Source organism: Pantoea sp. X-Soil-TKNS-1211, from assembly GCF_059730495.1.
In genome coordinates this window covers 4,111,014-4,124,227 of record NZ_AP035953.1, presented here as the reverse complement: position 1 = coordinate 4,124,227, position 13,214 = coordinate 4,111,014, and the positions used below count along the sequence as shown (strand labels likewise).

12 protein-coding genes are annotated in these 13,214 nt (G+C 54.2%); 5 read left to right on the top strand and 7 right to left on the bottom strand.

The genetic code is table 11. The annotated features are described in order from the left end of the window. Positions 1–308: 308 nt before the first annotated feature. Together AC6I8W_RS19485 and gorA are read right to left on the bottom strand one after the other, a co-directional pair. Positions 309–1,241, bottom strand: coding sequence for a nucleoside recognition domain-containing protein (locus AC6I8W_RS19485; protein ID WP_497836307.1), 933 nt, complete (start codon positions 1,239–1,241; stop codon positions 309–311). A 146-nt stretch (positions 1,242–1,387) separates the two neighbouring features. Beyond that, entirely contained in the window at positions 1,388–2,740 is a 1,353-nt protein-coding gene (gene gorA / locus AC6I8W_RS19480; RefSeq protein ID WP_497836306.1) for a glutathione-disulfide reductase, read from the bottom strand. 125 nt (positions 2,741–2,865) lie between these two features. On the opposite strand from gorA, the gene rnz reads away from it, so the two are divergent. After that, the gene (gene rnz, locus AC6I8W_RS19475; protein WP_497836305.1) at positions 2,866–3,777 is read left to right on the top strand and encodes a ribonuclease Z; all 912 of its coding nucleotides are present in this window, start codon (positions 2,866–2,868) and stop codon (positions 3,775–3,777) included. A 5-nt stretch (positions 3,778–3,782) separates the two neighbouring features. Here the strand turns inward: rnz and AC6I8W_RS19470 are convergent, their stop codons facing one another. Next, positions 3,783–4,625, bottom strand: coding sequence for a 23S rRNA (adenine(2030)-N(6))-methyltransferase RlmJ (locus AC6I8W_RS19470; protein ID WP_013510888.1), 843 nt, complete (start codon positions 4,623–4,625; stop codon positions 3,783–3,785). A gap of 186 nt (positions 4,626–4,811) precedes the next feature. Here AC6I8W_RS19470 and prlC point away from each other — a divergent pair, with 186 nt between their 5' ends. Further along, complete coding sequence (prlC, locus tag AC6I8W_RS19465; RefSeq protein WP_497836304.1) at positions 4,812–6,854, top strand: oligopeptidase A; 2,043 nt, start codon at positions 4,812–4,814, stop codon at positions 6,852–6,854. 8 nt (positions 6,855–6,862) lie between these two features. After that, positions 6,863–7,615, top strand: coding sequence for a 16S rRNA (guanine(1516)-N(2))-methyltransferase RsmJ (rsmJ, locus tag AC6I8W_RS19460; protein ID WP_497836303.1), 753 nt, complete (start codon positions 6,863–6,865; stop codon positions 7,613–7,615). Positions 7,616–7,647: 32 nt separating this feature from the next. Here rsmJ and uspA read toward each other — a convergent pair whose 3' ends face one another. Then, positions 7,648–8,082, bottom strand: a complete 435-nt coding sequence (gene uspA, locus AC6I8W_RS19455; protein WP_013510885.1) for a universal stress protein UspA — start codon at positions 8,080–8,082, stop codon at positions 7,648–7,650. A 410-nt stretch (positions 8,083–8,492) separates the two neighbouring features. On the opposite strand from uspA, the gene uspB reads away from it, so the two are divergent. After that, positions 8,493–8,828 carry a universal stress protein UspB gene (gene uspB / locus AC6I8W_RS19450; protein ID WP_497836302.1) on the top strand — a complete coding sequence of 112 codons (336 nt, stop codon included), beginning with the start codon at positions 8,493–8,495 and terminating at the stop codon, positions 8,826–8,828. A gap of 44 nt (positions 8,829–8,872) precedes the next feature. On the opposite strand, the gene pitA is transcribed toward uspB, so the two are convergent. Beyond that, on the bottom strand, positions 8,873–10,372 hold the full coding sequence (pitA, locus tag AC6I8W_RS19445; protein ID WP_497836301.1) for an inorganic phosphate transporter PitA: 1,500 nt from the start codon (positions 10,370–10,372) through the stop codon (positions 8,873–8,875). Between the two features lie 241 nt (positions 10,373–10,613). Between pitA and AC6I8W_RS19440 the strand changes: the two genes are divergently transcribed. Next, positions 10,614–11,798 carry a BaiN/RdsA family NAD(P)/FAD-dependent oxidoreductase gene (locus tag AC6I8W_RS19440; RefSeq protein ID WP_497836300.1) on the top strand — a complete coding sequence of 395 codons (1,185 nt, stop codon included), beginning with the start codon at positions 10,614–10,616 and terminating at the stop codon, positions 11,796–11,798. Positions 11,799–11,873: 75 nt separating this feature from the next. On the opposite strand, the gene AC6I8W_RS19435 is transcribed toward AC6I8W_RS19440, so the two are convergent. Continuing rightward, positions 11,874–12,707 carry a hypothetical protein gene (locus tag AC6I8W_RS19435; protein ID WP_497836299.1) on the bottom strand — a complete coding sequence of 278 codons (834 nt, stop codon included), beginning with the start codon at positions 12,705–12,707 and terminating at the stop codon, positions 11,874–11,876. Positions 12,708–12,724: 17 nt separating this feature from the next. Then, positions 12,725–13,207, bottom strand: a complete 483-nt coding sequence (locus AC6I8W_RS19430; RefSeq protein WP_497836298.1) for an Hcp family type VI secretion system effector — start codon at positions 13,205–13,207, stop codon at positions 12,725–12,727. Positions 13,208–13,214: the final 7 nt, after the last annotated feature.

The window sequence follows — 13,214 nt, the reverse complement described above, 5'->3', positions numbered from 1 at the left end:
CTGCATACGAAAATATGACGCACAGGAATATTACCTGCGATGAATATAAGGGATTACGTTATTAACCGGATATTTCATCAGGATATGCATTGCCATGATTTATTAGCAGACAAACCATTAGACTTATGGGGTTAATTGCACGTTTCAGCAATAATCTTCCTGGAATAATAATACTAACAATAACTGGCATGCAACTGATGAAAATAACGATAGAATAGATAGGGTTAATTTTAAATAACGCTTAAAAACTGTAATGTTATTTTAAAAATAGAAACGCTAAACAGGTGGTTACCTGCTTAGCGTTGGGCTTAAAAAAGGAGAGAATGCGCAGTGGCGCGCAGGGCGATACCTAACAAAATACCCGGCACGGCAAAACGGAACAGGCGCGGGAAGCGGCTGGACAGCCCGAGAAAAATCCCGATGCCGGGCAGGTCAAAGGTCTGGATCAGCAACCCTGCCGACGCGTTAATATTGTGCGCGCTGTACAACCCTTTTTCCACCAGACCTGAGATCACGCCATAGTAGGCCGTACCGCCTGCCAGGCACTTGGTAAGCGCGGGCAGAATGTAGACCTCGGAAATATTCAGCCGATCCAGCAGCGGGGACAACAAGCGGGTAAGTAACTCCACGCCACCGGCTTCTTTCAGGATGCCGACCACCGATAAGGAAAGGATCAGCATCGGTAGCGAACCGAGTGCCAAGCGAATCGCATCGGAACCGGCATTATTGATGATGGCAATCAGCCCGGGTTTTGCTTCAGCATGGCTGATCCCTTCGTCTTCATCACGTAGCGCGACGCCAGACAGCTTACGGCCAAAGGCGTGGTAGGTGACGGAAGCCGCCAGTACTCCCCCACAAATGGAGATCAGGATGGCGGCTCCCCAATGCAAACCGGCGGGAATCAACGGATAAAAGGCATTTGCCTGGCCCATGGCAAATAACATGCTGAGCGTGGCAGCCATATGGCGATCGGAGGTACCGCGTTTTTCCATAATCGCCAGCGCGGCGAGCGGAGCGGCGAAACTGACAAAATTTAACTGGATGAGGGCAAATAGCGCCAACCCGGTAATACCCAATGGTTTTAATATCGGCGTAGTATGCCGCACAATAAAATCGAGTACGCCTTTCGCCTCCAGATATTTCATCACAAATAACATGACAACCATGATCGGAATCAGCGTGTATAGCGCCACATCTACCGAGGCTTTGCCCGCCGACATAATAATGCTGATGATATTCATGCCTGCTTTTAATCCTTGCTACTTAACCACCTGAAAAAAGGGAAATGTTATCCCGTGCAGCTGGGATTGAGTAGTAAAGAAACAGGATTTTTGTCTGGTAGGAAGGGAAAAAAAGCCAGCATGCCATAGCATGCTGGCTGGGTGGTTTAACGCATCGTCACAAACTCTTCCGCGGCGGTCGGGTGGATTGCCACGGTGTTGTCGAAGTCTTTCTTGGTGGCACCCATTTTCAGCGCCACCGCAAAGCCTTGCAGTATCTCATCCATGCCAAAACCGATGCCGTGGATACCGACGATTTTCTCTTCCGGTCCCACGCAGACCAGCTTCATCCGGCACGGCTGGCGGTGCTGGGTGACGGCGGTGTACATGGCGGTAAAGGCCGATTTATACACTTTCACCTGATCATCGCCGTACTGCTCGCGCGCCTGTGGTTCGGTCAGACCGACAGTGCCAATCGGCGGGTGGCTGAACACCACGGTGGGGATATTGCTGTAATCCAGATGCTCGTCCGGCTTGTTGTTGAACAGACGCTCAGACAGGCGACGGCCTGCCGCCACTGCTACCGGCGTCAGCTCCACCGCACCGGTGTTGTCGCCCACCGCGTAAATGCCCGGTACGCTGGTGTTCTGGAATTTATCCACCTTGATATAGCCCTTCTCATCCAGCGCCACACCGGTAACGGCCAGATTGAAGTTATCGTTGGCCGGTTCACGGCCAATCGCCCATACCAGGCAATCTACGGTTTGATCAAAGCCGTTTTCCAGTTGCAGCGTCAGGCTGCCATCAGCGTTTTTGATCACAGCCTTCGGAATAGAGTCGGTATGCAATGAGGGGCCTTCTGCTTGCATTACTTCAACCAGCGTATCGGTGATTAGCGGATCGAAGCTGCGCAGCGGCGCATGCTTACGCACGAACAGGTGGGTTTCCGCACCCAGCGCGTTGACCACGCCCGCCAGCTCTACCGCGATATAACCGGCACCGACTACGGCCACACGTTTTGGCAGTGCATCCAGCTCAAAGAAACCGTCGGAATCGATGCCGTACTCTGCACCCGGCACGTTGGGATGGCTTGGACGGCCACCGGTCGCGATCAGGATATGGTCCGCAGTAATCGTTTCGCCGTTCACCTCCACGGTGTGCGCATCCACAAAACGGGCGAAGCCCTTGATCACTTCAACATTGTTCTTACCCAGCACGTTGTCGTATGAGGTGTGGATACGATCAATATAGGCGCTGCGATTTTTTACCAGGGTTGACCAGTCGAAGCGGTTGACCGTGGTATCGAAACCGTAATCCGGGCCATAAAGATGGATGGCTTCAGCAATTTGCGCCGCATGCCACATCACTTTTTTCGGTACGCAACCCACGTTGACACAGGTGCCGCCCAGCTCTTTGGCTTCAATCAGGGCGCATTTCTGGCCGTGCATCGCCGCACGGTTAATGGAGGCGATACCGCCGCTGCCGCCGCCAATGGCAAGGTAGTCAAAATGTCTGGTCATCAGATGTGTCCATTTGCAGGAAGAAAAATTGGGTTAGAGTGTAACGCTGACAGGGGAAAGGGCGCAAAGATTGCACCTATGATTGTGATAGGGTTGGAGCAAAACCCATTACAGGGAAGCACCGTATGCAACTGACATTTCTCGGCACCGGCGCAGGTGCGCCAAGCCTGCAACGTAACGTCACCGCGATTGCGCTGACCTTATCCAAACGGGGTGATACCTGGTTGTTCGATTGTGGCGAAGCGACGCAACATCAATATATGCGTTCGGCGCTGAAACCGAGCAAGCTGGAAAAAATTTTTATTACTCACTTGCACGGCGACCATATTTTTGGCCTGCCAGGGCTGCTCACCAGCCGTTCGATGGCAGGCTTAAAAGAACCGCTGACCATCTATGGCCCACAAGGCATCCGCCAATTCATCGAGACGGCGCTGAGCCTGAGTGGCTCTTATACCAGTTTTCCGCTGGAAATCGTGGAGATCGCCGCCGGTCTGGTGTTTGACGATGGTGATTTCCGCGTCACCGCCTGGCCGATGAACCATATTGTTGAGTGCTACGGTTATCGCATTGAACAGCATGATAAACCTGGCTTCCTTGATGCACCACGCCTGAAAGCCGAAGGGGTGCCGCGCGGGCCGTGGTATCAGCAATTGAAACAGGGCGAACGTATCCGGCTGGAAGATGGGCGGGAAATCAACGGCGCTGAGTATCTGGGTCCAGCCACCAAAGGCAAAGTGGTGGCGATTTTTGGCGATACCGGGCCGACCGAGGTTGCGTTACAACTGGCTGCCCATGCCGATGTGATGGTACACGAAACGACGCTGGAGGCAGCGCTGGCAGAGAAGGCCAACAGTCGCGGCCATTCTACGACGGTACAAACGGCAGAAGTGGCCAAACAGGCCGGCGCTAAGCGGTTGATCGCCACCCATTTCAGCTCGCGCTATTTGTCACAGGATCGGGAAAGATTGCTGGCGGAGTGCCAGTCCATCTTTGCGGCGACGGAGCTGGCACACGATTTCGCGGTGTTCGAGATTTAGTGCGCTTACTCCGGCACAATCCACTCAACGCGGGTATGACCGGTGCCTGCGGGCACCAGTTTCTGATGCAGCCACGGCAGCAGTTCTTTCATCTGCTGCTCCAGTTTCCACGGTGGGTTAATCACAATCATCCCCGAGGCGGTCATGCCGCGCTGGTCGCTGTCCGGGCGTACGGCCAGCTCGATCTGTAAAATGTTGCGAATGCCGGTGGCTTGCAGGTCTTTGGTCATATGTTTGATCTGCTGACGCAGCACCACCGGATACCACAACGCGTAGATACCGGTGCTGAAACGCTTGTAACCTTCCTGAATGCCTTTCACCACGTCCTGATAATCGCTTTTCAGCTCATACGGCGGATCGATCAGGATCAGGCCACGGCGGGTCGGCGGTGGCAGCTTGGCTTTCAACTGCTGATAACCATCGGCACGTTCCACACGTGCGCGACTGTCTTTGCTGAATTCATTGCGCAGCAGCGGGTAATCGCTGGAGTGCAGCTCGGTGAGTTGCAGTTTATCGTCCTGGCGCAGCAGATGGCGAGCAATCAGCGGCGAACCCGGATAGTAACGCAGAGTGCCGTTGGGGTTCAGGTTACGAATCGCCGAGAAGTAAGGCTTCAGCAGTTCTGGCGCATCCGGCTGCTGCCAGATACGCGCGATACCTTCCAGATATTCACCGGTACGTTCGGCGTGCTCACCGCTCAGCTGGTAACGTCCGGCACCGGCGTGGGTATCCAGATAGAGGAAAGGTTTTTCCTTTTCCATCAGGGCGGTCAGGATCAGGCTCTCAACGGTGTGTTTGAGCACGTCGGCGTGGTTGCCGGCATGAAAACTGTGGCGATAACTCAGCATAAAAAAGAGGGGTCCGCGGTTGGATCAAAGAATTCAGAACATCGTGTCTGGCGCGATTATAGCCGCGCTGGATAAAAATTGCTGACGTTTCGGGGCAGCATTGATTTTCCGCTAATCAGGCCGCATGTTAGTAAGATTGCGTTGCGCGACCTTTCGCGCCCCACACTCCATAAAAGGACTGCGCTTATGACCAATCCGTTACTTACGCCTTTTACCCTTCCGCCTTTTTCTGCCATCAAACCTGAGCACGTGGTTCCCGCTGTGACCGCAGCGCTGGACGACTGCCGTGCGGCGGTGGAACGCGTAGTGGCGCAGGGCGCGCCTTATCGCTGGGATAACCTGGTACAACCACTGGCGGAAGTGGATGATCGTCTCGGGCGTATTTTCTCGCCGGTCAGCCATCTGAACTCGGTAAAAAACAGCCCGGAACTGCGTGAAGCCTACGAGCAGACGCTGCCGTTGCTGTCGGAATACAGCACCTGGGTCGGCCAGCACGAAGGGCTGTACCAGGCGTATCGCGACCTGAAGCAGGGTGACAACTACGCGGCGCTGGATGTGGCGCAGAAAAAAGCGGTGGATAACAGTCTGCGTGATTTCGAGCTGTCCGGTATCGGTCTGGATAAAGAAAAACAGAAACGCTACGGCGAGATTGCGGCGCGCCTGTCTGAACTGGGCTCGACCTACAGCAACAACGTCCTCGATGCCACTCAGGGCTGGAACAAACTGATCACCGATGAAGCGGAGTTGTCCGGTATGCCGGAAAGCGCGCTGGCGGCAGCTAAAGCGATGGCCGAAGCCAAGGAGCAGGAAGGCTGGTTGCTGACGCTGGATATCCCGAGCTATCTGCCGGTGATGACCTACTGCGACAACGCGGCGCTGCGTGAAGAGATGTATCGCGCCTACTCAACCCGTGCGTCTGATCAAGGCCCGAACGCCGGTAAATGGGATAACGGCCCGGTGATGGCGGAAGAACTGGCACTGCGCCACGAACTGGCTCAGTTGCTTGGCTTTGATTCCTTCGCCGACAAATCGCTGGCGACCAAAATGGCGGAAAGCCCGTCTCAGGTGATCGACTTCCTCACCGACCTCGCCAAACGCGCTCGTCCGCAGGGTGAGAAGGAGTTGGCTCAGCTGCGCGCCTTTGCCAAAAAAGAATTTGGTGTCGATGAGATGAATCCGTGGGATCTGACGTACTACGGCGAAAAGCAAAAGCAGCATCTTTACACCATCAGCGATGAGCAGCTGCGCCCGTATTTCCCGGAAGCACGTGCGGTGAATGGCCTGTTTGAGGTGGTGAAACGTATCTATGGCATCAGCGCGAAAGAGCGCAAAGATGTCGATGTTTACCACCCGGATGTGCGTTTCTTCGACCTGTTCGATGAAACTGGCGAGCTGCGCGGCAGCTTCTACCTCGACCTCTACGCCCGCGAGCATAAACGCGGCGGTGCCTGGATGGACGACTGTGTCGGCCAGATGCGCAAAGCCGATGGCAGCCTGCAAAAGCCGGTGGCTTATCTCACCTGTAACTTCAACCGTCCAGTGCAGGGCAAACCCGCGCTGTTCACCCACGATGAAGTGACCACGCTGTTCCACGAATTCGGCCATGGTCTGCACCATATGTTGACGCGTATCGAAACCCCAGGGGTGTCCGGTATCAGCGGTGTGCCGTGGGATGCGGTGGAGTTGCCAAGCCAGTTTATGGAGAACTGGTGCTGGGAGCCGGACGCGCTGGCGTTTATCTCTGGCCACTATGAAACTGGCGAGCCGCTGCCGAAGGCGCTGCTGGATAAAATGCTGGCGGCGAAAAACTACCAGGCGGCGCTGTTTATCCTGCGTCAGCTGGAGTTCGGCCTGTTCGATTTCCGTCTGCACACCGAGTTTAATCCGCAGCAGGGCGCGCAAATCCTTGAAACCCTGCGTGAAGTGAAGAAGCAGGTGGCGGTAGTGCCAAGCCCGGAATGGGGCCGTTTCCCGCATGCCTTCAGCCACGTGTTTGCTGGTGGCTATGCCGCAGGTTATTACAGCTATCTGTGGGCCGACGTGCTGGCTGCCGATGCTTATTCACGCTTCGAGGAAGAGGGTATCTTCAACCGCGAAACCGGTCAGTCGTTCCTCGACAACATCCTGACGCGCGGCGGTTCTGAGGAGCCAATGGAGCTGTTTAAACGCTTCCGTGGCCGTGAACCACAGCTCGATGCGATGCTGGAACATTACGGGATTCAGGGATAAGCCTGCTTGTGAAAATCGGTTTAATTGATGAAACAGGCGCCGGAGACGGTGCCTTATTACATTTGGCACAGCGCTGGGGGCTGGAGCAGAATGAGCAGTCCACTCTGGCACTGGTGTTGACCGCCAGTCATCTTGAGCTACGCAAACGCGACGAGCCAAAGCTGGGCGGCATTTTTGTTGATTTCGTCTCTGGCGCGATGGCGCACCGGCGTCGTTTTGGCGGTGGGCGCGGTGAGGCGGTGGCGAAAGCGGTGGGTATCAAGGGTGATTACCTGCCGGATGTGGTCGATGCGACGGCCGGATTAGGGCGCGATGCCTTTGTGCTGGCGGCGTTGGGCTGTCGGGTACGCATGCTGGAGCGCCATCCGGTGGTGGCGGCGCTGCTGGAGGATGGTTTACGCCGGGGCTATGACGATGCGGAAATTGGCGGCTGGCTGCGCGAAAGGTTAACGCTGCTGCATGTGGTTAGCCAGCTGGCGCTGAGCGAAATTACCCCCGCACCGGATGTGGTATATCTTGACCCGATGTATCCCCATCGCCAGAAAAGCGCGATGGTGAAGAAGGAGATGCGGGTATTTCAGTCGCTGGTGGGTGCGGATGAGGATGCCGATGCGCTGCTGGAACCGGCACGACGTCTGGCGAAAAAACGTATTGTGGTGAAACGCCCTGACTACGCGCCGCCGTTAGCGGGGGTGGCAACGCAGTCCGCGGTGGTGACCAAAAGCCACCGTTTTGATATCTATCCGCCGTTGGTGGGATGAAAAAACAGGCCAGCAAGCTGGCCTGTTTTCAGTTATTCGTCGTCATCGCGCAACGGCACAATCAACATATCAATATGCACCGTATTGATCAGCTGGCGCGCTGAAGACATCAGCTTGCTCCAGAAGTCCTGATGGTGACCACACACCACCAAATCCACGTCATATTTTCTAATCGCATCCACCAGCACCTGACCGAGGTCACCGCTGCCGCTCAGGGTTTCACTGATCGGATATCCGGCATTGGTCGACAGCTCTTTCAGCGCGGTATGCGTCTCTTCAGAAATGCGTTTCTGCATGTCACCCAGATTGACGTCAATCAGCCCGGTGTAGAGGTCTGAATAATTCACATCAACATGGATCAGCGAGATTTTCGCATCGTAAGGGCGTGCCAGCGAGACGGCTTTTTCAACCAGTAACTGGCTTTCCGGGGAAAGGTCTACTGCAATCAGGATGTGTTTATAAGCCATGATATAACTCCTTTCACAAGATTCTGGGGGCAACCCGAATTCCTGCCACGTCACGGCTGGCGAAATCCTTTGCGCATAACGGCGATAAGCGCCACCCATCGAGATTTATGCTTTGCAGGCGGTTTGTTGTTATGTGTTCAGTATAGCCAGAGTTGTTAACAAATGCTGCAAGGCGCTGCGCCGCTGTGAGGAAGATCAAGGGTTATCGCTTTTTTCGCTCGCGGTGAACGAAAATCATCGCTGGAAAAATTTTTACCAAATCTCCTACACTGAAAATGACGGTCATACATCTCCTGATGACTTACCGCCTGACTCGCAAAAAAACAACGCAATTCGATTCATTCAGTGGAAGGCTTTCTCGTGGGGCGTTTACAGCATTGCGTCTCCACGGCTCCAGCCGGGAGGGGATCATGATCAGCACTATCGCGCTTTTTTGGGCTCTTTGTGTGGTTTGTCTGGTGAATATGGCGCGCTACTTCTCTTCTCTGCGCTCGTTACTGGCGGTGCTTCGCGGCTGCGACCCGCTGCTGTATCAATATGTGGATGGTGGCGGTTTCTTCACGTCGCACGGCCAGCCCAGCAAACAGGTGCGCCTGGTGCGCTACATCTGGGAGAAGCGCTATCGTGACCACCACGACGATGAATTTATCCGTCGCTGTGAACGCGTGCGTGGGCAATTTATTTTAACCAGCGGGCTATGTGGGCTGGTGATTATCAGCCTGATCGCGATGGCAATCTGGCAATAAAAAAGGGCGACATTGCTGTCGCCCTTCGGTGCCTGGAGCGGTGATTACACCAGCTTCAGGGCAATCCAGTACAACGAACCGGACAACAGAATACACACCGGCAGGGTAAACACCCACGCCATCGCGATATTCTTGATGGTGCGGCTTTGCAAACCGCCACCATCAACCAGCATGGTTCCGGCGACTGACGACGACAGAATATGCGTGGTGGAGACCGGCATCCCGGTGTAGCTGGCAATGCCAATCGACACCGCCGCCGTGACCTGCGCTGACATACCCTGCGCGTAGGTCATACCTTTCTTACCAATCTTCTCACCGATGGTGGTTGCCACACGACGCCAGCCAATCATGGTGCCGACGCCAAGCGCCAGGGCTACGGCCATGATGATCCACACTGGCGCATACTCAACGGTTCCCAGCAGATCGCTCTTCAGCTTATTCAGGAAACGCTGATCGTCAGCGCTGGTTTCCGGCAGCTTCGCAGCTTTATCCGCGGTATCGGAGATGCACAGCAGCAAACGACGCATCTGGCTACGCTGGTCTGGGGTCAGGTCACTGTAGCTTTGCAGATTGTTCAGCAGCCCTTGTGCACGTTGAATTGCTGGCAGTGCGCGGGCGCTGTCGCAGTGGAACTCATGCGGGCCATTGATGGACTCTTCTGGCGCAGGCACCGCAGGCGGTGCCATCTGCACGATATGCGTCAGCGTTTCGCTGTGCTGCTGATAATACTGCTCCAGATGGTTCACCGCGTCACGCGTACGGGTGATGTCATAACCGGAGGCATTCATGTTGACCACGAAGCCTGCGGGCGCGACACCAATCAACACCAGCATGATCAGGCCGATGCCTTTCTGACCATCGTTCGCACCGTGTGAATAGCTCACGCCAATGGCGGAAACAATCAGGGCGATACGCGTCCAGAACGGTGGCTTTTTCTTGCCGTCAATTTTCTCGCGATCGGCTGGCGTCATATGAATGCGCGAGCGTTTCTTGGTGCTGCTCCAGTAGCGGCGCAGCAAGAAAATCAGGCTACCGGCAATCACCAGACCGACAATCGGCGACAGAATCAGAGAAAGGAAGATATTCAGAACTTTGGGCAGGTTGAGCGCGTCAACCACCGAAGTCCCGGTCATCAGGGCATTGGTGAGACCGATACCAATAATGGCACCAATCAGGGTATGGGAGCTGGACGCCGGCAGGCCAAGATACCAGGTGCCGAGGTTCCAGATAATCGCAGCCAGCAGCATGGAGAACACCATAGCCAGGCCGTGAGCTGAACCAACATTTAATAGCAGATCGGTGGGGAGCATATGAACGATGGCATAGGCCACACTCAAACCGCCCAGCAAAACACCGAAAAAGTTGAAAACACCTGCCATCACAACCGCCAGCTGCGCCCGCATCGCACGGGTGTAGATAACTGTCGCGACCGCGTTGGCTGTGTCGTGGAAACCGTTGATTGCTTCGTAAAACAATACAAACAGCAGGGCAAGAACCAATAACAGGCCGGTACTCAGGTCAAGACCAGCAAACAGATGTAGCATAAACGTTACGCCATTTTGGAGGACATGAACGCGGCGCATTATCCGCGACAACGTGCTGTATGGGAAAGGGAAATATAGTCTTTTTTTGTCTTAATGTTGGAAGCCACACGCCAAAATAAGGGAAAAATGCCGAAATATGAGTCATTTACAATATGACATATTTACGGCATTTTTTTGACACTGGCGTCAAACGGGACAGATCACTACAATCAGCGCCTTTCGGGTGAAGTGAGAAAAAGCAGTGGAAAAGTTTGACGTTATCATTGTTGGCGCAGGTGCCGCTGGCATGTTCTGTGCTGCACAGGCCGGACAGCGTGGCCTGCGTGTGCTGCTGCTTGATAACGGCAAAAAAGCGGGCCGCAAAATTCTGATGTCTGGCGGCGGACGCTGCAACTTCACCAATATGTACACCGAGCCTGCGGCCTACCTCTCCCATAACCCGCACTTTTGTAAATCTGCGCTGGCACGCTATACCCAGTGGGATTTTATCGATCTGGTCAATCGCCACGGCATCGCTTATCACGAGAAAACGCTGGGCCAGTTGTTCTGCGATGATTCGGCGCAGCAAATCGTGGATATGCTGCTGGCCGAGTGTGAAGCCGGACAGGTGACGGTACGGTTACGCAGCGAAGTACTGAGCGTGCAACGCGACGATGCAGGGTACACCTTGCAACTGAACGGCATGGCGGCGCAGGCAGAGAAGTTGGTGATTGCCAGCGGCGGCCTGTCTATGCCGGGGCTAGGTGCTTCACCCTTTGGTTATAAAGTGGCGGAGCAGTTCGGCCTGAAGGTGTTCCCGACGCGTGCGGCACTGGTGCCCTTTACCCTGCATAAGCCGCTGCTGGAACAGCTGAATACCTTGTCCGGCGTGGCTTTACCCACCACCATTACCGCACAGGATGGCACCTTATTCAAAGAGGCGCTGTTGTTCACGCATCGCGGGTTATCCGGTCCGGCGGTGTTGCAAATCTCCAGCTATTGGCAGCCCGGCGAGTTCGTCACGGTGGATTTATCCCCGGCAACGCCGCTGGAGGGGTTCATTAATGTGCAGCGCGAAGCCCATCCGAATCTCAGCCTGAAAAACAGCCTGGCGAAAATTTTGCCGAAGCGTCTGGTGGAAGTGTTGCAGGCGCTGAACCATATCCCTGACGTCACCCTGAAGCAGCTCAACAGCAAGCAGCAGGGTGAACTGGTGCAGACGCTGCATCAGTGGCGGGTACAGCCAAATGGCACCGAAGGCTATCGTACGGCTGAAGTGACGTTGGGCGGCGTGGATACCACGCTGTTGTCGTCAAAAACCATGGAGGCACGTGATGTGCCGGGACTGTTTTTTATTGGCGAGGTGGTGGATGTGACCGGCTGGCTGGGCGGCTATAACTTCCAATGGGCGTGGAGTTCCGCCTGGGCGTGCGCGCAGGCGTTATAAACATGCTGTAGCGGCGCGATTTATCGCGCTGTTTTCTGCGGTTTTAAATTCGCGCGATAAATCGCGCCGCTACGATCACGGTAATTTTAAATTGATCAGATAGTCGTATTGGATACGCGAGATATCCAGCGGGTCTGTTCCTTCAAAATACACGCGCATAAATATTCCCGCTGGCCCGGCGATATCGACACGCTGATAACGATAAGTCAGAAAATACCCCAGTATTTGCTGCATCTCAGCGGCGTGTTGCGGAATAATGTCGTTGCTGTTGGTGACTTTTTCCGCGAATTGCACCGGATAGTCTTCGTCGGGTTTGTATTGTGCGCGTTTGACGTAAACCTCATTTTTAAATTCAGAAAAGGCGTTGTGCGTTGCATTGAACACATCGGCGAGTGTCTTAATATGTGAGGCGATCTGATTCACGTACAGCGTTTTCTTGCTGATAAAGTGCGTCCCGACACCGGTAATGGCGGTGACGCCAAACTGCACGGCATTTCTGCCGATGATACTGCCCACACTGGAACCTAATCCGGCCCATAGACCTGCACCGAGGGCCACTGCACCTAAGCCCAGGCCGCTTTTGGTGTAGTTGTCCACATCCTGCACACGAAAACGCGAACCGGCAATGCGGTTGTCCAGGTGTTTAATGGTGCCACCAGGTCGTTGGCCTGACTCAATATCTGTTGAGTACATCCGACGATTGGTCTGATCTTTGTAATCACCCAGAGAATAGGCAATCACACTGGTCTCGGTTTTCGACAGCCGATATACTTCATCGGGTGACAGTGTTTTGACGAAAATCAGTGCCTCATTTAAAACATCGGGAGTCAAAAAGTTGGCGGACACGCGATTATTTAATTCGGGCTGCACTGTCAGTGCTAAGATCTCATGCGATTTAGGAAATGCCATAACGCCCCCGAGCGTGATTAGACTTCTTTGTTCTGTTTGATATCCCAGCCCATCTGCACTGACGCGCCTTTATTTCCTTGTGAGGTTTGCTCCCAATATTCCATCGCCACTTTACTGGCCTGGAAAGCATATTCCATACCGAGAGTTGAACCATGTGCTACGCCAATGTATTCAGTCTGAGTCACCAGCACATCTTCAAGTGTAATAAGGGTATATTCGACTTCCTGACCACCTGATTTACAGATCGAGAGTTGAACTTTGGAGATATGTTTGCCGCTGGAGCAATATTTCAGTAACGCCGGGGTGCCTTTATCAATTAACGTCTGTACCGTCAGATCGCGGTAATTCACTTTACCTGCTCCGCCTCCACCGCCTACCGCCATATTGCCTGGCTGCTTTGCGCCCCAGCTAAATGAATAAACATCGATCCAGTTTTGGTGATTCGCATTTTGTGATTCGCCATTGATGCCATCGACTTTTAAAAAAATATCTATTGCCATCGTTTTT